The 18,632-nt window shown below is 63.6% G+C and carries 19 protein-coding genes and 1 tRNA gene; 13 read left to right on the top strand and 7 right to left on the bottom strand.

Annotated features, from left to right (window positions below; all coding sequences use genetic code 11):
- Nucleotides 1-87: 87 nt before the first annotated feature.
- From HU760_RS09815 to HU760_RS09800, 4 genes are all read left to right on the top strand, one after another.
- Nucleotides 88-993, top strand: coding sequence for a LysR family transcriptional regulator (locus HU760_RS09815; protein ID WP_186674632.1), 906 nt, complete (start codon nucleotides 88-90; stop codon nucleotides 991-993).
- Between the two features lie 536 nt (nucleotides 994-1,529).
- The gene (locus HU760_RS09810; RefSeq protein WP_186674633.1) at nucleotides 1,530-2,108 is read left to right on the top strand and encodes a cysteine hydrolase family protein; all 579 of its coding nucleotides are present in this window, start codon (nucleotides 1,530-1,532) and stop codon (nucleotides 2,106-2,108) included.
- A 149-nt stretch (nucleotides 2,109-2,257) separates the two neighbouring features.
- Nucleotides 2,258-3,301, top strand: coding sequence for an alpha/beta fold hydrolase (locus HU760_RS09805; protein WP_186674634.1), 1,044 nt, complete (start codon nucleotides 2,258-2,260; stop codon nucleotides 3,299-3,301).
- Nucleotides 3,302-3,595: 294 nt separating this feature from the next.
- Nucleotides 3,596-3,781, top strand: coding sequence for a hypothetical protein (locus HU760_RS09800; protein ID WP_186674635.1), 186 nt, complete (start codon nucleotides 3,596-3,598; stop codon nucleotides 3,779-3,781).
- 91 nt (nucleotides 3,782-3,872) lie between these two features.
- Here the strand turns inward: HU760_RS09800 and HU760_RS09795 are convergent.
- Nucleotides 3,873-3,960 (bottom strand) — tRNA-Ser (locus HU760_RS09795).
- A gap of 133 nt (nucleotides 3,961-4,093) precedes the next feature.
- Between HU760_RS09795 and HU760_RS09790 the strand changes: the two genes are divergently transcribed.
- The 8 genes from HU760_RS09790 (at nucleotide 4,094) to HU760_RS09755 (ending at nucleotide 9,917) form a co-directional block, all read left to right on the top strand.
- Nucleotides 4,094-4,765 (top strand): Bax inhibitor-1/YccA family protein, encoded by a 672-nt coding sequence (locus HU760_RS09790; protein ID WP_186674636.1) that lies wholly within the window; start codon nucleotides 4,094-4,096, stop codon nucleotides 4,763-4,765.
- Nucleotides 4,766-4,936: 171 nt separating this feature from the next.
- Nucleotides 4,937-6,316 (top strand): nucleobase:cation symporter-2 family protein, encoded by a 1,380-nt coding sequence (locus HU760_RS09785; protein WP_186674637.1) that lies wholly within the window; start codon nucleotides 4,937-4,939, stop codon nucleotides 6,314-6,316.
- Nucleotides 6,317-6,484: 168 nt separating this feature from the next.
- Entirely contained in the window at nucleotides 6,485-6,877 is a 393-nt protein-coding gene (gene tusD, locus HU760_RS09780) for a sulfurtransferase complex subunit TusD (protein ID WP_186674638.1), read from the top strand.
- Nucleotide 6,878: 1 nt separating this feature from the next.
- Nucleotides 6,879-7,238 (top strand): sulfurtransferase complex subunit TusC, encoded by a 360-nt coding sequence (gene tusC, locus HU760_RS09775; RefSeq protein ID WP_186674639.1) that lies wholly within the window; start codon nucleotides 6,879-6,881, stop codon nucleotides 7,236-7,238.
- Nucleotides 7,238-7,534: a sulfurtransferase complex subunit TusB gene (tusB, locus tag HU760_RS09770; RefSeq protein WP_186674640.1), complete on the top strand. Its 297-nt coding sequence runs from the start codon at nucleotides 7,238-7,240 to the stop codon at nucleotides 7,532-7,534. The genes tusC and tusB overlap by 1 nt, the downstream gene beginning before the upstream one ends.
- Nucleotides 7,531-7,866, top strand: coding sequence for a TusE/DsrC/DsvC family sulfur relay protein (locus HU760_RS09765; RefSeq protein ID WP_186674641.1), 336 nt, complete (start codon nucleotides 7,531-7,533; stop codon nucleotides 7,864-7,866). The genes tusB and HU760_RS09765 overlap by 4 nt, the downstream gene beginning before the upstream one ends.
- Complete coding sequence (locus HU760_RS09760) at nucleotides 7,863-8,864, top strand: glycosyl transferase family protein (protein ID WP_186674642.1); 1,002 nt, start codon at nucleotides 7,863-7,865, stop codon at nucleotides 8,862-8,864. The genes HU760_RS09765 and HU760_RS09760 overlap by 4 nt, the downstream gene beginning before the upstream one ends.
- Nucleotides 8,865-8,957: 93 nt before the next feature.
- Nucleotides 8,958-9,917, top strand: coding sequence for a glutathione S-transferase family protein (locus HU760_RS09755; RefSeq protein ID WP_186674643.1), 960 nt, complete (start codon nucleotides 8,958-8,960; stop codon nucleotides 9,915-9,917).
- A 33-nt stretch (nucleotides 9,918-9,950) separates the two neighbouring features.
- Here HU760_RS09755 and cysG read toward each other — a convergent pair whose 3' ends face one another.
- The 6 genes from cysG to HU760_RS09725 all read right to left on the bottom strand — a co-directional run bounded on the left by cysG (nucleotide 9,951) and on the right by HU760_RS09725 (nucleotide 17,620).
- Nucleotides 9,951-11,342, bottom strand: coding sequence for a siroheme synthase CysG (gene cysG / locus HU760_RS09750; protein WP_186674644.1), 1,392 nt, complete (start codon nucleotides 11,340-11,342; stop codon nucleotides 9,951-9,953).
- Nucleotides 11,343-12,623, bottom strand: coding sequence for a serine--tRNA ligase (gene serS / locus HU760_RS09745; RefSeq protein WP_186674645.1), 1,281 nt, complete (start codon nucleotides 12,621-12,623; stop codon nucleotides 11,343-11,345).
- Nucleotides 12,624-12,653: 30 nt separating this feature from the next.
- Nucleotides 12,654-13,028: a fluoride efflux transporter CrcB gene (crcB, locus tag HU760_RS09740; protein ID WP_186674646.1), complete on the bottom strand. Its 375-nt coding sequence runs from the start codon at nucleotides 13,026-13,028 to the stop codon at nucleotides 12,654-12,656.
- Nucleotides 13,025-14,350: a replication-associated recombination protein A gene (locus HU760_RS09735; protein WP_186674647.1), complete on the bottom strand. Its 1,326-nt coding sequence runs from the start codon at nucleotides 14,348-14,350 to the stop codon at nucleotides 13,025-13,027. The genes crcB and HU760_RS09735 overlap by 4 nt, the downstream gene beginning before the upstream one ends.
- A gap of 12 nt (nucleotides 14,351-14,362) precedes the next feature.
- On the bottom strand, nucleotides 14,363-14,986 hold the full coding sequence (gene lolA, locus HU760_RS09730; protein WP_186674648.1) for an outer membrane lipoprotein periplasmic chaperone LolA: 624 nt from the start codon (nucleotides 14,984-14,986) through the stop codon (nucleotides 14,363-14,365).
- A 63-nt stretch (nucleotides 14,987-15,049) separates the two neighbouring features.
- The gene (locus tag HU760_RS09725) at nucleotides 15,050-17,620 is read right to left on the bottom strand and encodes a DNA translocase FtsK (RefSeq protein ID WP_437179785.1); all 2,571 of its coding nucleotides are present in this window, start codon (nucleotides 17,618-17,620) and stop codon (nucleotides 15,050-15,052) included.
- A gap of 324 nt (nucleotides 17,621-17,944) precedes the next feature.
- Between HU760_RS09725 and aat the strand changes: the two genes are divergently transcribed.
- Nucleotides 17,945-18,625 carry a leucyl/phenylalanyl-tRNA--protein transferase gene (aat, locus tag HU760_RS09720; RefSeq protein WP_186674650.1) on the top strand — a complete coding sequence of 227 codons (681 nt, stop codon included), beginning with the start codon at nucleotides 17,945-17,947 and terminating at the stop codon, nucleotides 18,623-18,625.
- Nucleotides 18,626-18,632 lie beyond the last annotated feature (7 nt).

The raw sequence follows: 18,632 nt of genomic DNA, 5'->3' as shown, positions 1-18,632 counted from the left end.
AGGCAGTGAAGACGTCCGCAAGGCTAATCAAAGTGCTGCGCTTGTGTTGAAATGCCGCATTGCGAAAACTGCAACGAGGAACAGTCAATGGCATTGGACATGCTGCGGGAAATCCAGGCCTTCGTCAGCGTGGCGCACAAGCGCAGCTTTGTCGCTGCCGCCCGCGCCCTGGGCCGCTCGCCAAGCGCGGTAACCCGCGCAGTACAGACCCTCGAAGACAACGCTGGAAGCAAGCTGCTGAACCGCAACGCCAGCGCCGTCAGCCTGACCGAAGCCGGCGAGCGCCTGTTGCCACATGCCGAGCGCTTGCTGGATGTGCAACGTGACGCCGCCGATGAACTGGCCGCGCTCAGCGGCAGTGCACAGGGCTGGATCCGCTTCGCCGTGCCGCAGCTGCTGGGTGAACATGTGCTGCCCCAGGTACTGGCCGAGTTCTCCCGTCGCCACCCGCAGGTAACACTGGACGTGCAGTACAGCGACGGGGCCCTCGATCCGCTGCAAGGCAAATTCGACTTCGTGGTGCGCGGTGCCTTTCCGCAATCCAGCGAGTTGATCGGTTACCCGCTGTGGGATTACCAGCGTCACCTGTATGCAAGCCCGGCGTACCTGGCATCGGCAGGCACGCCGCAGCACCCCGAAGAGCTGCACGGGCACGCACTGATCCTGCACACCGCCCCACGCATCCTCAAAGCCTGGCACTTCTGCCGTGACGGACAGATCACCAGCCTGCGCCCAAGGCCAAGGTTGCGCCTGGATTCAGGCGACGCGGTGTATCACAGCACGCTGGCCGGTGCCGGTATCGCCCGCCTGGCTGCCTGGGTCGGCGAAACGCAGGTCAGGGCCGGGCGCCTGGTGCGGGTATGCCCGCACTACCGCCTGACCTCCAGCAGCGGCCAGGACGCGCAGATGCATGCCGTTTACCCTGCCGGCGGGCTGCCGGCGCGCGTACGAGACTTGCTTGAGGCCCTACGGCGCGCCGGCATGGGTTACTGAAACACCTCGAAACGACTGTTCAAATTCTGCTCAATTTAACAGAGCCCGCCGTGTGCTTGGCTTGCAGCACTTTATCCACAGACCTACCCACGTTTTTTGTGGACAGATTTCCCAGCGTAAAGAATGACTTATCGTACAAATCGGTAGGGTGAATCGGCCAAAAAAAGCACAGCAGCAGGCCCGCCCGAAAGCCGGGCAGGCCGCGCAGATGTGGCGTGTGTAGAAATCAAGTTCAGCTTGGCGGGATGGTGCCAAGAATACCAATCAGCAGGGTCAACAATAGAAAACCACCCAGGAACAGCGCGAGCTTGCCCATCGGAACCTCAACAGTATGGATGCGGGAATAGGCCTATTGTCCGGCCTGGGCTGATACGGTTACAGATTCAGGTTTATGGAAAAAAAGCGGATCAGATACCAAGCCCTGCTTGCGTCGCTGGGCTGCGCAGCAGCCCGTCCGGATATTCACGCAGGCTGCCCAGTCATTCCCGCTGTGCTAGGGTCAACCGCTCGAACCTGCCAAGGAGTGCCACCCCGCCATGACCGCTTTCGCCGTCAACGCAGCCCTGCTGCTGATCGACCTTCAGGCTGGCATCCATCACCCACGTCTGGGCCGGCGTAACAACCCCGAAGCCGAACTGCGCATGGGCGAGTTGCTGGCTGCCTGGCGTCACTCGGCACGCCCGGTGGTTCATGTACGCCATCTGTCACGCTCCGTGGATTCGGTGTTCTGGCCAGGCCAGTCCGGTTGCGAATTCCAGCCTGCTTTCACGCCACTGGCGAGCGAAACGCTGTTCGACAAACATGTGCCCGACGCCTTCGCCAACTCCGGCCTGGAGCGCTGGCTGCACACCCGTGGCATCCACCAACTGGTCATCGCCGGGGTCATTACCAACAACTCCGTGGAATCCACCGCCCGCTCGGCGGGCAACCTCGGTTTCGACGTGGTGGTGGTCGAAGATGCCTGCTTCACCTTCGACCTGCACGACCTGCAAGGCCGGTTGTGGCCTGCAGAGGATGTGCATGCGCTGTCGCTGGCCAACCTGGCCCTGGATTATGCGCGTATCTCGCGCACGGAACAGGTACTGGCTGGCAGCACGCTTGCGGGCGGCCGCTGACCCTCCGGTATTTGTATCTTCATGTGTACAGACTGAGCCCTGATACACAACCATGCGGCTGCAGGCCGAGCGGACATATCCCCGATACAGCCCTCATCTTTACTGGTACCCATCAACCCGCACCGATGGCTTCGCCAAGGAGATGCCCAATGTCTGCCCGCCACTCGAGCACTGCCCTGCCACGCCGTTTCAGCCGTACGCTGCTTGCCTGTGCCCTGCTGCCGCTTGGCCTGATGGCGCCGAATATCGCCACGGCTGCGTCACAGCAGGTTCAGCCAGCCGCCAGCGTGACGGATGACTTCGGCCCGCTGAAACACATCAACGCCGGCGTGCTCGACGTGGCCTATGTCGAGCAAGGCCCTGCCGACGGCCCGGTAGTGATCCTGTTGCATGGCTGGCCCTACGACATCCACAGCTTCGAACACGTCGCACCAGCCCTCGCCGCCAAAGGCTACCGGGTGTTGGTGCCCTACGTACGCGGCTATGGCCAGACCCGCTTCCTGTCTGCCGCCACCCCACGCAACGCCCAGCCAGCAGCGCTGGCCAGCGACCTCATCGCGTTCATGGACGCGCTGCATATCCAGCGTGCCGTGCTCGCCGGCTTCGATTGGGGCGCACGCACGGCCGACATCGTCTCGGCACTGTGGCCCGAGCGGGTCAAGGCGCTGGTGTCGGTCAGCGGCTACCTGATCAGCAGCCAGGAAGCCGCCAAGGCCCCCCTGCCCCCCAGCGCCGAACTGCAATGGTGGTACCAGTATTACTTCGCCACCGCACGCGGCCAGGCCGGCTATGAGCAGAACCGCCATGCCTTCGCCAAACTGATCTGGCAAACCGCCTCCCCCAAGTGGGCCTTCGACGATGCCACCTTCGAGCGCAGTGCCAAGGCTCTGGACAACCCCGACCAGGTAGCGATCACCGTGCATAACTACCGCTGGCGGCTGGGACTGGCCCAAGGCGAAACACGCTACGACCCGCTTGAAGCCAGGCTGGCCCGCTTCCCTGGCATCAGCGTGCCGACCATCACCCTGGAGGGCGACGCCAACGGCGCCCCGCATCCACCAGCCGAAGCCTATGCGCAGCGCTTTACCGGCAAGTACCAGTACCGGCTGATCAGCGGCGGGATTGGCCACAACCTGCCCCAGGAAGCACCGCAGGCGTTCATCCAGGCAGTTGTGGATGCGGATCACCTTTAACGTCGCGGCCGGCAATTGCTACAGAACGTTTCAAAAAGCACGGCAGGCCCAGTATGGAGCCGAGTGGATGGCCTGCACTGCCCGGAACCGATGGCGACCCGCTAGCACGGGGGATGGAGACGGGTTGCTTAGACATGAGTTGAAACGAGGGTTGTAGGATCATTTTCCATGCAACGTAGGAAGTTTCCTATCAGCGAGCATCGCCTGTATGAAACATCAGTTTCTCCGGCAAATTCGAGCTGCTACGGTCCAGTTTTCCTACAACGGCAAGGAGGCCTACAGCATGAGAAAAACATGGACCCATTCAATTCCTCGGCCCTGAAACTGCAGAAAAATCTACTTAACCTGCGCCTGGAGCGTGATCGCCTGAGGAGGGAGGGCAAGGACATGGAAGCGGACGAACTCGCGGGAACGATCGCGCGGATAGAAGAGACGATGCGCAAATTGCCGGACGGCATGAAGCCGATGACCTTGCAATAAGGGCTGCGCAAGGCATTCGTGCGGGGCGCCGGTTTTCCCGGCCGCGGAAAGACAAAAGCCCCGAATAATCGGGGCCTTTGTTGAAGAAATATGGCGGAAGCGTAGAGATTCGAACTCTAGGATAGTTGCCCATCGACGGTTTTCAAGACCGTTGCCTTAAACCACTCGGCCACGCTTCCAGCTCGTTTTGCGGCCGCCATCATACCGTAATGAAACAAGCTGTCAAACTCTCTGTGTCGCGGGTTGCGGCAGCTCTGATAGACTTCAGGCATCCGAACGTTCGAAACCACAGGTTCATCAAGGAGTGTCGCCATGCGCGAACAGGATTACGCCGTACACCACGGCCAGCAGGTCGAGCAGCAGGAGATCAGCAAGGTCCTGCGCAACACGTACAGCCTGCTGGCGCTTACCCTCGCCTTCAGCGGTGTTATGGCCTTCGTGGCCCAGCAGATGCGCGTCGGCTACCCGAACGTGTTCGTGGTGCTGATCGGCTTCTACGGGTTGTTCTTCCTCACCAACAAACTGCGTGATTCCGCCTGGGGCCTGGTGTCCACCTTCGCCCTCACCGGCTTCATGGGCTTCATCCTCGGCCCTATCCTCAACCGTTACCTGGGCATGGCCGGTGGCGCCGAGGTGGTCAGCTCGGCATTTGCCATGACCGCGCTGGTGTTCGGTGGCCTGTCGGCCTATGTGCTGATTACCCGCAAGGACATGAGCTTCCTCGGCGGCTTCATCACCGCAGGCTTCTTCGTTCTGCTGGGCGCGGTGCTGGCCAGCTTGTTCTTCCAGATCAGCGGTCTGCAACTGGCGATCAGCGCCGGCTTCGTACTGTTCTCGTCGGTCTGCATCCTGTTCCAGACCAGCGCGATCATTCACGGTGGCGAACGCAACTACATCATGGCGACCATCAGCCTGTATGTATCGATCTACAACCTGTTCGTCAGCCTGCTGCAACTGTTTGGCATCATGGGTCGTGACGACTGATTGAGTGCCGCCTGAACAAGCCCGCTTCGGCGGGCTTTTTTGTGCTTGTCGGATGATCGCAGCGATGAGCCGTGAACATCGGCAAAGGCGGTACCATCGTGCTTTTCTCTACCCCAATCCACCCGCACCCCGTAGAATGCGCTCCTTTTTTCACCGGGGCAGCTTTCAGCCATGAGCTCACACGAACACAGCCCGGGCGCGGCGGCGCCTGCCAATGAACTGGTGCTTGGCCTGGAGGACAGGCCACGGCTGTTGATCGGCCTGCTGGCAGCCTTGCAGCACCTGCTGGCGATCATCGTGCCGATCGTCACCCCGGGCTTGCTGATTTGCCAGGCACTGGGGGTTTCGGCGCGGGATACCAACCTGATCGTATCGATGTCGCTGGTGATCTCCGGCATAGCCACCTTCGTCCAGTGCAAGCGCTTCGGGCCGTTTGGTGCCGGGCTGCTGATAGTCCAGGGCACCAGCTTCAACTTCGTTGGCCCGCTGATTGCCGGCGGCGCGCTGATGGTCAAGCAAGGCACGCCGGTCGAAGGGGTAATGGCCGCAATCTTTGGCGTGGTCATCGCCGGCTCGTTCGTCGAAATGGGGGTGTCGCGCATCCTGCCCTTCGTCAAACGCCTGATCACCCCGCTGGTGACCGGCATCGTCGTGCTGATGATCGGCCTGACCCTGATCAAGGTCGGCCTGATCAGCATGGGCGGTGGTTTCGGCGCCATGGCCAACGGCACGTTCGCCAACGGCGAGAACCTGCTGCTGTCGGGCGTGGTACTGGCGATCATCGTCGTCCTCAACCGCATCCCGGTGGTGTGGATGCGCAGCTGTGCCATCGTCATCGCCCTGGCGGTCGGCTATGCGCTGGCGGGCTACCTGGGCCGCCTCGACTTCACCGGCATGCATGAAGCGGCGCTGTTCCAGGTACCAATGCCGCTGCACTTTGGCCTGGGCTTCTCCTGGGCGCTGTTCATTCCAATGCTGGTGATCTACCTGGTGACATCGCTGGAAGCCATCGGCGACGTCACTGCCACCAGCAAGGTATCGCGCCAGCCGGTCGAAGGGCCGCTGTGGATGCAGCGGATCAAGGGCGGCGTTCTGGTCAATGGGGCCAACTCTTTGCTTGCCGGTTTCTTCAACACCTTCCCGAGCTCGATCTTTGCGCAGAACAACGGCGTCATTCAGTTGACCGGTATCGCCAGCCGCCATATCGGTATCTGGATCGCCCTGATGCTGGTGCTGCTGGGCCTGTTCCCGAGTGTTGCCGGGGTGATCCAGGCAGTGCCGGAGCCAGTACTGGGTGGTGCAGCCATGGTCATGTTCGGGGCAGTTGCGGCTTCAGGTATCAACATTCTGGCCAGCACCCGGCTGGATCGTCGCGCCCTGCTGATCATCGCGGTATCGCTGGCCCTGGGCCTGGGTGTGGCGCAGGTACCGGAGTTCCTGGCGCACATGCCGACGGCCATTCGCAATGTGCTGGAGTCGGGCGTGGCGACTGGAGGGATTTGCGCGCTGGTGCTGAACTGGTTCCTGCCGGAGGGCAAGGAGCAGATTTGAGTCGCGGGCGATGGAGGCTGCTTTGCAGCCCTTCACGGCACGAGGCCGCTCCAAAGGTGTGCGTGATCCTGTAGATCCACGCGCAACAGAAAGCCCGGCCCGCAGGCACAAGCGGGCGCGGGCTTTTTTGCTTTATCATTGGCACCATTCCTTTCGCATGAGTTACCCATGAAATTCGCTATCGCGGTGTTCTCCCCGGCCCATGCGCCCTCCTCGCGGCGCGCCCTGCGCTTCGCCGAGGCGGTGCTGGCCGGCGGACATGAGATTGCCCGGCTGTTTTTCTATCAGGACGGGGTACACAGCGCCTCGGCCAACGTGGTCGCGCCCCAGGACGAGCTGGATGTGGCCGGCCAGTGGCGTGCCTTTATCGAGACCAACCAGCTGGACGCCGTGGTATGCATTGCCGCCGCCCTGCGCCGTGGTGTGCTCGACGAGGCCGAGGCCAACCGCTACCAACGCCCGGCCGTGAACCTGCCCAAGCCCTGGGAGCTGTCGGGGCTCGGCCAACTGCACGAGGCAGCCCAGGTTGCTGATCGCCTTGTCTGCTTCGGGGGTGACTGAAATGGCTAAATCGTTATTGATCATCAGCCGCCAGGCTCCCTGGAACGGCCCATCGGCGCGTGAGGCGCTGGACATCGCCCTGGCTGGCGGTGCGTTCGATCTGCCACTGGGCATGCTGTTCCTCGACGACGGGGTATTCCAGCTTGCACCGCACCAGCAGCCCGCTGCCGTGCAACAGAAGAACCTGGCTGCCAACCTGCAAGCGCTGCCAATGTTCGGTGTCGAGGAACTGTTTGCCTGCAGCCACAGCCTCGCCCGGCGCGGCCTGGCTGCCGACAGCCTCGCGCTGCCGGTACAAGTGCTCGACGACGCCGCTCTGGCTACGCTGCTCGCCCGTTTTGACCAGGTGGTAACGCTCTGATGACGACCTTGCATGTAATTGCCCACTCCCCCTTTGGTGACGAGCGCCTGGCCAGCTGCCTGCGGCTGCTGGGTGCCGACGATGCCCTGCTGCTGTGCGGTGACGCGGTATACGCCCTGCGCAGTGGCAGCGAGCCGTACCGCCAGTTGCAAGCCGCCAGCCTGGCTCAGCGCCTGTTCGCCCTGGATGAGGACGTACACGCCCGCGCGGTTGCCAACGAACTGGCCAAGGCCGTGGACTACGCAGGTTTCGTCGAACTGTCGCTGCATTACGACAAGGTCAACAGCTGGCTATGAATACGCTCACCGTTGGCGATCGGACGATCGCCCTGGACAAGGACGGCTTCCTGGTCGACCTGCAAGACTGGTCACAGGCCGCGGCCGAGGCATTGGCGGCGCGCGAAGGCATCCCGCTGACTGCAGATCACTGGGAGATCCTCGAACTGCTGCGCCAGTTCTACCAGGAATACCAGCTGTCCCCGGCCACCCGCCCGCTGATCAAGTACACGGCCCTCAAGCTGGGCCCGGCCAAGGGCAATAGCCCACACTTGAACCGCCTGTTCAACGGCACTCCCGCCAAACTCGCCGCCAAGCTGGCGGGCCTGCCCAAACCGACCAACTGCATATGACCCAGCCACGCCCGCTCATACTGGAAACCCCGGCCGAACACCCGTTCGCCGAATTCGTGCGTATTCTCGGCAAAGGCAAGCGCGGCGCGCGTGGCCTGACCCGCGAAGAGGCGCGCGCGGCCATGACTCTGCTGCTGGAAGACAAGGTCGAAGACGCCCAGCTCGGCGCTTTCCTCATGCTGCTGCGGCACAAGGAAGAAAGCGCAGAGGAACTGGCCGGCTTCACCGAGGCGCTGCGCGCGCAGCTGCAAGCCCCGCGCATCGCCGTGGACCTGGACTGGCCCACGTATGCCGGCAAGAAACGCCATCTGCCCTGGTACCTGCTGGCCGCCAAGTGCCTGGCCAGCCATGGTGTGCGCATCCTGATGCACGGCGGCGGCGCACACACCGCCGGGCGCATGTACACCGAGCAACTGCTCGACCTGTTGCAGATCCCGCCGTGCCGCAACTGGGCTGCCGTCGGTGACGCACTGCACCAGCATCAGCTGGCTTTCTTCCCGTTGCAGGATTGGGCGCCGCAATTGCAGCGCATGATCGACCTGCGCAACATCTTGGGCCTGCGCTCACCGATCCATTCACTGGCGCGCATGCTCAACCCGCTGGGCGCACGCTGTGGCCTGCAGAGCATCTTCCACCCCGGTTACCAGGCGGTTCACCGCGAGGCCAGCCGCCTGCTGGGCGACCATGCGCTGGTGATCAAGGGCGATGGCGGTGAGATCGAGGTCAACCCTGATGTCATCAGCCATCTTTATGGCACCACGGCAGGTGAGGCCTGGGACGAAGAGTGGCCGGCATTGAGCGAGCGCCGTCACGTCAAGCCGCCAAGCCTGCAACCGGAGCATTTGCTGGCCTTCTGGCGTGGCGAGGTTGAAGACAGCTACGGTGAGAAGGCCGTCATCGCAACCATGGCCTTGGCACTGCGCGGCCTGGGCCAGGCCCGCGAGCAGGCGTTCGCAACAGCCCAGGGCTATTGGCAAGCGCGGAATCGATCGATCTAGTCGATCATAACACCCGGATCTTTGCGTTATTTTTTCGAACGATCTGGCCTAGACTGGGCTCCAACGAGAAACAATTTGTTCCAGGAGCTCACCATGGGCCTTTTGATCGATGGCCGCTGGCATGACCAGTGGTATGAAAACGGCAAGGACGGCACGTTCAAACGCGAGAACGCCCAGCGCCGCAATCAGTTGCCCGCCCCCGAAGCCGGCCGTTACCACCTGTATGTCTCGCTAGCTTGCCCATGGGCACACCGCACCCTGATCGTCCGCGCCCTCAAGGGCCTGGAACCACTGATCGATGTGTCGGTGGTCAGCTGGCTGATGCAGGACCATGGCTGGACCTTCGATCAGCAGCAAGGCTCCTCTGGTGACCACCTCGACGCCCTGCAGTATCTGCACCAACGCTATACCCAGGACGACCCACACTACACGGGCCGCGTGACAGTACCGGTGCTGTGGGACAAGCAAGCCAAGCGCATCGTCAACAACGAATCGTCGGAGATCATCCGCATCTTCAACAGCGCGTTCAACGAACTGACCGGCAATACGCTGGACCTCTACCCTGCGCCGCTGCGCCCGGCTATCGAGGCATTGAACGAGCGCATCTACCCGGCGGTGAACAACGGCGTATACCGCGCAGGCTTCGCCACCACGCAGGAGGCCTACGAGGCGGCGTTCGACGACGTATTCAACGAACTGGATTATCTGGAAGACCTGCTCAGCCGCAACCGCTACCTGGCAGGCGAGTACCTGACCGAAGCCGATGTGCGCCTGTTCACCACCCTGGTGCGCTTCGATGCGGTGTACCACGGCCACTTCAAGTGCAACCTGCGGCGCCTGAGCGATTACCACAACCTGTCAAACTGGCTGCGCGAGCTGTATCAATGGCCAGGCGTGGCGGGTACGGTGAACATGGAGCATATCCAGAAGCACTATTACATGAGCCACAAGACCATCAACCCGAACGGGATCGTGCCCAAAGGGCCGCTACAGGACTTCAGCCTGCCGCATGATCGGGAACGGTTGCCGGGCGAAGGGATCTGGCAGGCTTGAGACTGCCGGGGCGGCGTAGCAGCCCCGGCCGTTTCAGCTGTTCTGCGAACCTTCGAACCAGGCCAGCTTGTCACGCAACTGCACCACTTCCCCGACAATCACCAGGGTTGGCGCATGCACTTCATGCCGCGCCACCAAGTCCGGTAGGTCTGCCAGGGTGCCGGTGAACACCCGCTGATTACGCGTGGTCCCCTGCTGTACCAGCGCTGCCGGGGTACTGGCTGCGCGGCCATGGCGAATCAGCTCGGCACAGATGGTCGGCAAACCGACCAGGCCCATGTAGAACACCAGGGTTTGCGCCGGTGCCACCAGGTCGTCCCAAGGCAGGTTGCTGGTACCATCCTTCAGGTGCCCGGTCACGAAGCGTACCGACTGCGCATAATCACGGTGAGTCAGCGGAATCCCGCCATAGGCGGAACAGCCACTGGCCGCAGTAATGCCCGGCACCACCTGAAACGGAATGCCCTGCTCGGCGAGCTCTTCGATCTCTTCGCCACCGCGCCCGAAAATGAACGGGTCGCCGCCCTTCAGGCGCAATACTCGCTTGCCCTGCCGGGCCAGATCGACCAGCAGCCGGTTGATCTGGTCTTGCGGCACGGCATGGTCGGCACGGCGCTTGCCCACATAGATACGCTCGGCATCGCGCCGGCACATCTCGATGATTGCCGGTGCCACCAGGCGGTCGTACAGCACCACGTCGGCCTGCTGCATCAGGCGCAAGGCACGGAAGGTCAGCAGGTCCGGATCGCCCGGGCCAGCCCCCACCAGGTACACCTCACCGCCTTGCTGTACCGGCGCACCGTCCACCATCGCCTGCAGCAGGCGCTCGGCCTCGGCGCCCTGCCCGGCCAGCTGGCGTTCGGCGACCGGGCCCTGGAACACGGTTTCCCAGAAGCCACGGCGCTGGTTGACGTCCGGGTACAAGGACTTGACCTTGTGCCGGAACCGCGCTGCCAGGCCGGCCAGCTCGCCATAGGCCGATGGGATCCAGGCCTCGAGCTTGGCACGAATCAAGCGCGCCAGCACCGGCGCGTCACCGCCGCTGGAAACTGCAATCACCAGGGGCGAGCGGTCAACGATCGCCGGGAAAATCACCGTGCACAGGGCCGGCGCATCCACCACATTGACTGGCAGACTGAGGGCCTGCGCGTCGGCCGACACCTGGGCATTGAGCCCAGTGTCGTCAGTGGCTGCGATCACCAGCAGGCAACCGACCAGGTCGGTTGCCTGATAGCCACGCACCAGCACCTCACCGCCACCTTCCCGGGCCAGCGCGGCCAATTGGCCGTCGACCTCCGGCGCCACCACGCGCAGCGCGGCACCGGCATCGGCCAGCAGGCGCGCCTTGCGCAGGGCGATCTCGCCACCGCCGACGACCAGCACGCGGCCGCCCTGCAGCTTGTGGAACAGCGGCAGGTAATCCATTTAGCGGATGACCTCGACGCCGCCCATGTACGGCTTCAGCACCTCTGGTACGCGGATCGAACCGTCCGCCTGCTGGTAGTTTTCCAGCACGGCGACCAAGGTACGCCCCACCGCCAGGCCGGAGCCATTGAGGGTGTGCACCAGCTCTGGTTTGCCGGTTTCCGGGTTGCGCCAGCGGGCCTGCATGCGGCGCGCCTGGAAATCGCCGCAGTTGGAGCACGAGCTGATTTCACGGTACTTGTCCTGGCTCGGCACCCACACTTCCAGGTCGTAGGTTTTCACTGCGCCAAAGCCCATGTCGCCGGTGCACAGGGCCAGCACGCGGTATGGCAACTCCAGCAGCTGCAGTACGCGCTCGGCGTTGGCGGTCAGGCCTTCCAGGGCTTCCATCGACTTGGACGGTTCGACGACTTGCACCATCTCGACCTTGTCGAACTGGTGCTGGCGGATCATGCCGCGGGTGTCGCGGCCGGAAGCACCGGCTTCGCTGCGGAAGCACGGGGTGTGGGCCACCAGCTTCAGCGGCAGTTGCCTGGCATCGAGGATTTCACCCGCCACCAGGTTGGTCAGCGACACTTCGGCGGTCGGAATCAGGTAGAAGTCAGCCTCGCCTTCGCGGCTGATCTTGAACAGGTCTTCCTCGAACTTCGGCAGCTGGCCGGTACCCTGCAGGGCCGGAGCTTGCACCAGGTACGGGGTGTAGTGCTCCTCGTAACCGTGCTCACCGGTGTGCAGGTTGATCATGAACTGCGCCAGGGCGCGGTGCAGGCGGGCGATCGGCCCGCGCAGCACGGCAAAGCGGGCGCCAGACAGTTTGGCGGCGGCTTCGAAGTCCAGGCCACCGCTGATTTCGCCGAGGGCGACGTGGTCCTTGATTTCGAAGTCGAAGTTTCTTGGCGTGCCCCAGCGGCGCACTTCGACGTTGTCGTCTTCGCTGGCACCGACCGGTACGCTGGCGTCCGGCAGGTTGGGGATGGTCAGCAGGATGCCGTCCAGTTCGGCCTGGATGCCATCCAGCTCGGCTTTGCCGGCCGCCAGTTCGTTGGCCATGCGCTCGACATCGGCCATCAGCGGCGCAATGTCTTCGCCCTTGGCCTTGGCCTGGCCGATGGACTTGGAACGGGCATTACGCTCGGCCTGCAGTTGCTCGGTGCGGGTCTGCACCGCCTTGCGGCGCTCTTCCAGTGATTCGATGCGCGCGACATCCAGGCTGAAGCCACGGGAGGCCAGGCGATCCGCCACTTCCTGAAGTTGGCCGCGTAACAGTTTGGAATCGAGCATATCGTTCTCTCGTTATGTGTAGGTGTTGGTTCAGAATCGGGTCAGGGACAGGCCGGCCCAGGTCGCGAGCAGCCCGCCCACCACGCTGATAGCGGTATAGCCCAGCGCCAGCGGCACTTGCCCGCTTTCCAGCAGGCGTACGGTATCCAGCGACAGGGAGGAAAACGTCGTCAGGCCGCCCAGAAAGCCGACGATCAGCCCGGCGCGCAGCTCGATCGGCACCATCGGCTTGTGCAGGAACAGGCCATACAGCAGGCCGATCAGCAGGCAGCCAACCAGGTTGACCGCCAGCGTACCGAGATAGAAGTGCCGTGGCCAGTGGGCAACCACCCAGTTGGAGGTGGCAAAGCGCAACAAGGTACCGGCAATACCGCCCGCACTGACGGCGGCAATCAAGGCAATCACGGCTTTCTCCGCTGTCTGGGGCTGCTGCGGTCGAGGTCGGCCAGGTGGCGCAGCTTCTCGCCAATTTTCAGTTCCAGGCCTCGCGGCACTGGCTGGTAGTACTGGCGCGGTTCGAGCGCTTCGGGGAAGTAGTCCTCTCCGGCGGCGTAGGCGTCGGGCTCGTCATGGGCATAGCGGTACTCGTCACCGTAGCCCAGTTGCTTCATCAGTTTGGTCGGCGCGTTGCGCAGGTGCAGCGGCACTTCCAGCGAACCATGCTCGGCGGCCTCGCGCAGGGCGGCCTTGAAGCCCACATACACCGCATTGCTCTTCGGCGCGCAGGCGATGTAGGTGATGGCCTGGGCCACCGCCAGCTCGCCCTCGGGGCTACCCAGGCGCTCCTGCACATCCCAGGCCGCCAGGCACAGGCTGAGCGCGCGCGGGTCGGCATTGCCGATGTCTTCGCTGGCCATGCGTACCACACGGCGGGCGATGTACAGCGGGTCGCAGCCACCGTCGAGCATGCGCGCGAACCAGTACAGCGCAGCGTCCGGGTTGGAGCCGCGCACCGATTTGTGCAGCGCGGAAATCTGGTCGTAGAACGCCTCGCCGCCCTTGTCGAAGCGCCGGCGGCTGTCGCCGAGCAGGCTTTGTAGCAGCTCGACGCCGATTTCGCCGCCATCCTCGGCCAGGTCCGAAGCGTTTTCCAGGAAGTTGAGCATGCGCCGGCCATCGCCATCGGCAGCGGCCATCAGCATCTTGAAGGCGTCCTCGCCAACGCGCAGGTTGCGCTTGCCCAGGCCGCGTTCTTCGGTCAGGGCGCGGTTGACCAGCTTGCGCAGCGCCGCCTCGTCCAGGCTCTTGAGCACGTACACCCGCGCCCGTGACAGCAGCGCGTTGTTCAGCTCGAACGACGGGTTTTCGGTGGTGGCGCCAATGAACAGCAGGGTGCCGTCTTCCACGTACGGCAAGAAGGCGTCCTGCTGCGACTTGTTGAAGCGGTGCACTTCGTCGACGAACAGGATGGTACGGCGGCCGTACTGGCCAGCCTGCTGCTTGGCCACCTCGACCGCCTGGCGAATCTCCTTCACCCCGGCCAGCACTGCCGATACCGTTTCGAAGTGCGCATCGCAGAACTGTGCCAGCAACCGCGCCAGGGTGGTCTTGCCCACCCCTGGCGGCCCCCAGAAGATCATCGAATGCAGCGCACCCTGCTCCAGCGCTTCGCGCAGCGGTTTGCCGCGCGCCAGCAGATGCTCCTGGCCGACGTACTCGTCCAGGTTGGACGGGCGCAGGCGGGCCGCCAGGGGCTGGGCGACGGGTTCGCTTCGAAACAGGTCCATGGCGGGCTCTGGTTACTCCTTGATGATGTCCGCGCCTTCAGGGACGTCGAACTTGAACTTGCTGTCCGGCACCGCCTGGTTGGCTTTCACGCCATTGAACAGGATATTGGTGCGCTGGCCGACGCTGTCGATCAGCTGCATGTCGTTGATCAGGCCCTTGCGGAACGACACGCGCAGCGAGTCGAACAGGGTGTCCTTGGTCTTCGGCTTGAGGGTGAAGTCCATCACTTCACCCTGCTCCTTCGAGGTGATATCGAAGCTCTGGCTGATCTTCGACACGTCACCGGACAGCAGCAGCGCCGGCGTCTGGTTCAGGCGCACGTCGAGCTTCTTGATGGTGGCCTGCTCCAGGTCGGGGTCCCACAGGGTGACGTTCTTGCCGTCAGACACCACCACCTGCTCCTGTGGGGCATCGGTGTGCCAGTAGAACAGGCCCGGGCGCTTGACCGTCATCTTGCCCGACGTTTCCTGCAGGCTGGTGCCACCGGCGTCCAGGGTCAGCTGGGAAAAGTTGGCCTCGATGGTCTGCGACTTTTCCAGCAGTTGGGTCAGGCGCTGTACATCTTGCTCACCGGCATAGGCCGTAACCGTGCCCAGGGTCAGGGCAGAAACCAACAGCATGCGAATCGCGCGCATGGGAATCCTCATCGAGCATTGAAATAGGCCGGGCACCACCGTTGGCGCCCGGCAAGGTGTTCATCAGTCGCGCGGGCCACCCGGGGCAATCACTTCCCGCGAGCCGTTGCTGTTCATGGGGGTGACCACGCCGGCCATTTCCATGGCTTCGATCATGCGGGCGGCGCGGTTGTAGCCGATCTTCAGTTTGCGCTGCACGGCCGAGATGGACGCGCGGCGGCTTTCCAGCACGAACTGCACGGCCTCATCATACAGGGCGTCACTTTCCGAATCATCGCCATCGCCGCCACCGCTGCCGCTGCCTTCGAAGCCGCTGCCGGCCTCTTCGACGCCGTTGAGGATGTCGTCGTTGTAGTCCGGGGCGCCGCGCAGCTTCCACGCTTCCACCACACGGTGCACCTCGTCGTCGGAGACGAACGCGCCGTGCACACGAATCGGCAGGCTGGTACCCGGTGGCATGTACAGCATGTCACCATGGCCCAGCAGCTGTTCGGCCCCCCCCTGGTCGATGATGGTCCGCGAGTCGATCTTGCTCGACACCTGGAACGCCATGCGGGTCGGGATGTTGGCCTTGATCAGGCCGGTGATCACGTCCACCGAGGGGCGCTGGGTGGCGAGGATCAGGTGGATACCGGCCGCTCGCGCCTTCTGCGCGATACGGGCGATCAGCTCTTCGACCTTCTTGCCGACGATCATCATCATGTCGGCGAACTCGTCGACGATCACCACGATGGTCGGCAAGGTCTTCAGCGCCGGCGGCTCGTCGTCCATGCTCTCGCGGCGGTACAGCGGGTCATGGATGATTTCGCCGGCTTCCTGGGCGTCCTTGATCTTGCGGTTGAAGCCGGCCAGGTTACGCACGCCCATGGCCGCCATCAGCTTGTAGCGCCGCTCCATCTCGGCCACGCTCCAGCGCAGGGCGTTGGCGGCGTCCTTCATGTCGGTGACCACCGGGCACAGCAGGTGCGGGATGCCTTCGTAGATCGACAGTTCGAGCATCTTCGGGTCGATCATGATCAGCCGCGCGTCTTCCGGGCTGGACTTGAACAGGATCGACAGGATCATCGCGTTCACGCCCACCGACTTGCCGGAACCGGTGGTACCGGCCACCAGCAGGTGCGGCATCTTGGCCAGGTCGGTGATCACCGGCTTGCCACCGATGTCGTGGCCCAGGGCCAGGGTGACCGGCGATTTCTGCTCGTCGTACTGCGGCGTGGCCAGCACTTCGGAGAAGCGCACCATCTGCCGGTTTTCGTTGGGGATCTCGATACCCACGGTGGTCTTGCCGGGGATGACCTCGACCACCCGCACGCTGGTCACTGCCAGCGAGCGCGCCAGGTCCTTGGCCAGGTTGGCGATGCGGCTGACCTTCACACCAGCGGCCGGCTGGATCTCGTAACGGGTGATCACCGGGCCCGGGTGGATCGAGTCCACCGCCACTTCCACACCGAATTCCTTGAGCTTGATTTCCAGCAACTGGCCGACACCGGCGAGCGACTCTGGCGAATACTCGATCTTCTTCTGTTCGGCCGGGTCGAGGATGGAAATGGACGGCAAGGTGCCTTCCACGGCGCTGTCGATGAACAGCGGCGCCTGCTTCTCCTTCATCACCCGCTTGCTCGGTTCCGGTGCCCTGGCGGCAGACGGAGGCACGATGGGCGGGGCCGCCGGTTGTTCACGCTGCACCATTGGCTCGCGTGGCACTACCGGCTCGCGCGGTGCAATGGCCTCGCGTGGCAACACAGGCTCGCGCGCCAGGGTAGGCTCGCGTGGCTCAACCGGTTGCGCGGCGGCTTCCTCACGCTTGAACAGGCGCTCGCGCAGCGCCGGCCGGGCCGGTTGCTCGGGTTTCTCGGCAGGCACCGGCGCGGCCTTGAATACCGGTTCGTCCTCGCGCAGTTGCGCCTCCAGGCGCTTGCGCTCGTTGCGGGCTTCCCACCAACGGGTGGCAGCGCCTTGCATCAGCTCGAACAGATCGAGGGTGATCTTGCCGGTCAGGTCCATCACCTTGAACCAGGACAGGTCGGTGAACACCGTCAGGCCGAACAGGAACAGGGCAATGAACATCAACGTGCTGCCCTGCACGTTCAGCAGGTTGCGCGCCAGGTCACCCAGGCTCTCGCCCAGCGCGCCTCCGGCCGAGAACGGCATGCTCGCCGGCGGATGGAAATGGATATGCGCCAGCGCCGCACCGGACAGCACCAGGAACACCAGGCCGATCAGCCGCCAGGAGAACAACCAGCCGCTCCAGTCCCAGGGCTGGTGGCGTTCGCGGAAGATCTGCCAGGTCTTGATCGCCAGCAGCAGCGGGAAGATATAGGCGAAGTAGCCCAGCACCATGAACAGGATGTCGGCGAAGTAGGCACCGGCACGCCCGGCGGCGTTCTGCACCTGGTCGACATTGCTGGTGTGGCTGAAGCCCGGGTCCGAGGTGTCGTAGGTGAGCAGCGCCATCCACAGGTACAGGCACAGGGCGCCGACAGCGATCAGCGCACCTTCCTTGAGGCGATAATGCAGCTGCTGCCGCCACAGGGGCACGGGCAAGGGAGCTGGGGTTGCGGTGGATTTCTTCAAAACGCGTCTATTCCTGCGCGTGCTGCGCGTCCAATAGTGATCGGCCGGCGGTGCGGCCAATGAACCACTACTTTTAACATTACTGCCCGCCGGCCGCCATGGCGGGACGCCGTATGGGGGTGTGGCCGGGAGCGACTTTCATATAGCTGCAATTTGAGCACGCATTCTCTTCTGTGACAAAGGCTTATGCTGTGTTTTTGCACAGGTGTGACAGCAAATGTAGCGGATGGTGCCGGTGCTTTGCTGAATGTGTAGGAAATTGCCTTTTTTTCATCAACCGTGCCGGTCTCCTCGCGAGCGTGCCCGCGTGGAAGCCAAAGAGATTGACCCTGCTTTCCACCCAAGCCATGCTGCCCTCTCCCCTCCCCCACCGCACGATAGACCATGCTCACCTGGCTGACCCGCGACTCGCTGACCTTCCCACCCCTGGAAAAAGCCCTGCACGAGCCCAACGGCCTGCTTGCCGCCGGCGGCGACCTGAGCCCCGAGCGCCTGGTCCAGGCATATCGCCATGGCTGCTTCCCGTGGTACCAGGACGGCCAGCCGATCCTCTGGTGGTCACCCGACCCACGCACCGTGCTGTTTCCGGACCAGCTGCACGTATCGCGGTCGCTGGCCAAGCTGCTGCGCCAGGGCCGCTACCAGGTCAGCTTCGACACAGACTTCGCCGCCGTGATTGCGGCCTGCGCGGCCCCCCGCGACTATGCCGATGGCACCTGGATCACCGACACCATGCGTGCCGCCTATTGCGAGCTGCACCGACGCGGCATCGCCCATTCGGTGGAGGTGCGCCAGGACGGTGAACTGGTCGGCGGCCTGTACGGCCTGGCCATAGGCCAGCTGTTCTTCGGCGAATCGATGTTCAGCCGTGCCGACAATGCCTCCAAGGTCGGCTTCGTGACCTTGGTCAACCACCTGCGCCAGGCCGGTTTCGTCCTCATCGATTGCCAGATGCCGACCAACCACCTGCACAGCCTGGGCGCCCAGGCCATCAGCCGCGCCGAGTTCGCCGGCTACCTGGCCCGCCACCTCGACCAGCCCAATAGCGCCACCTGGGTTCCCTAGGCGAGTT

Origin of the sequence: Pseudomonas oryzicola, from assembly GCF_014269185.2 — a bacterium.
Classification (GTDB): domain Bacteria; phylum Pseudomonadota; class Gammaproteobacteria; order Pseudomonadales; family Pseudomonadaceae; genus Aquipseudomonas; species Aquipseudomonas oryzicola.
This window is presented reverse-complemented; position numbering and strand designations above follow the sequence as displayed.

Excerpts from the sequence above, each read along its gene's own strand:
- HU760_RS09815 (WP_186674632.1), top strand. The coding sequence starts at position 88 with ATGGCATTGGACATGCTGCGGGAAATCCAGGCCTTCGTCAGCGTGGCG.
- HU760_RS09810 (WP_186674633.1), top strand. The coding sequence starts at position 1,530 with ATGACCGCTTTCGCCGTCAACGCAGCCCTGCTGCTGATCGACCTTCAG.
- HU760_RS09805 (WP_186674634.1), top strand. The coding sequence starts at position 2,258 with ATGTCTGCCCGCCACTCGAGCACTGCCCTGCCACGCCGTTTCAGCCGT.
- HU760_RS09800 (WP_186674635.1), top strand. The coding sequence starts at position 3,596 with ATGGACCCATTCAATTCCTCGGCCCTGAAACTGCAGAAAAATCTACTT.
- HU760_RS09790 (WP_186674636.1), top strand. The coding sequence starts at position 4,094 with ATGCGCGAACAGGATTACGCCGTACACCACGGCCAGCAGGTCGAGCAG.
- HU760_RS09785 (WP_186674637.1), top strand. The coding sequence starts at position 4,937 with ATGAGCTCACACGAACACAGCCCGGGCGCGGCGGCGCCTGCCAATGAA.
- tusD (WP_186674638.1), top strand. The coding sequence starts at position 6,485 with ATGAAATTCGCTATCGCGGTGTTCTCCCCGGCCCATGCGCCCTCCTCG.
- tusC (WP_186674639.1), top strand. The coding sequence starts at position 6,879 with ATGGCTAAATCGTTATTGATCATCAGCCGCCAGGCTCCCTGGAACGGC.
- tusB (WP_186674640.1), top strand. The coding sequence starts at position 7,238 with ATGACGACCTTGCATGTAATTGCCCACTCCCCCTTTGGTGACGAGCGC.
- HU760_RS09765 (WP_186674641.1), top strand. The coding sequence starts at position 7,531 with ATGAATACGCTCACCGTTGGCGATCGGACGATCGCCCTGGACAAGGAC.
- HU760_RS09760 (WP_186674642.1), top strand. The coding sequence starts at position 7,863 with ATGACCCAGCCACGCCCGCTCATACTGGAAACCCCGGCCGAACACCCG.
- HU760_RS09755 (WP_186674643.1), top strand. The coding sequence starts at position 8,958 with ATGGGCCTTTTGATCGATGGCCGCTGGCATGACCAGTGGTATGAAAAC.
- cysG (WP_186674644.1), bottom strand. The coding sequence starts at position 11,342 with ATGGATTACCTGCCGCTGTTCCACAAGCTGCAGGGCGGCCGCGTGCTG.
- serS (WP_186674645.1), bottom strand. The coding sequence starts at position 12,623 with ATGCTCGATTCCAAACTGTTACGCGGCCAACTTCAGGAAGTGGCGGAT.
- HU760_RS09735 (WP_186674647.1), bottom strand. The coding sequence starts at position 14,350 with ATGGACCTGTTTCGAAGCGAACCCGTCGCCCAGCCCCTGGCGGCCCGC.
- lolA (WP_186674648.1), bottom strand. The coding sequence starts at position 14,986 with ATGCGCGCGATTCGCATGCTGTTGGTTTCTGCCCTGACCCTGGGCACG.
- aat (WP_186674650.1), top strand. The coding sequence starts at position 17,945 with ATGCTCACCTGGCTGACCCGCGACTCGCTGACCTTCCCACCCCTGGAA.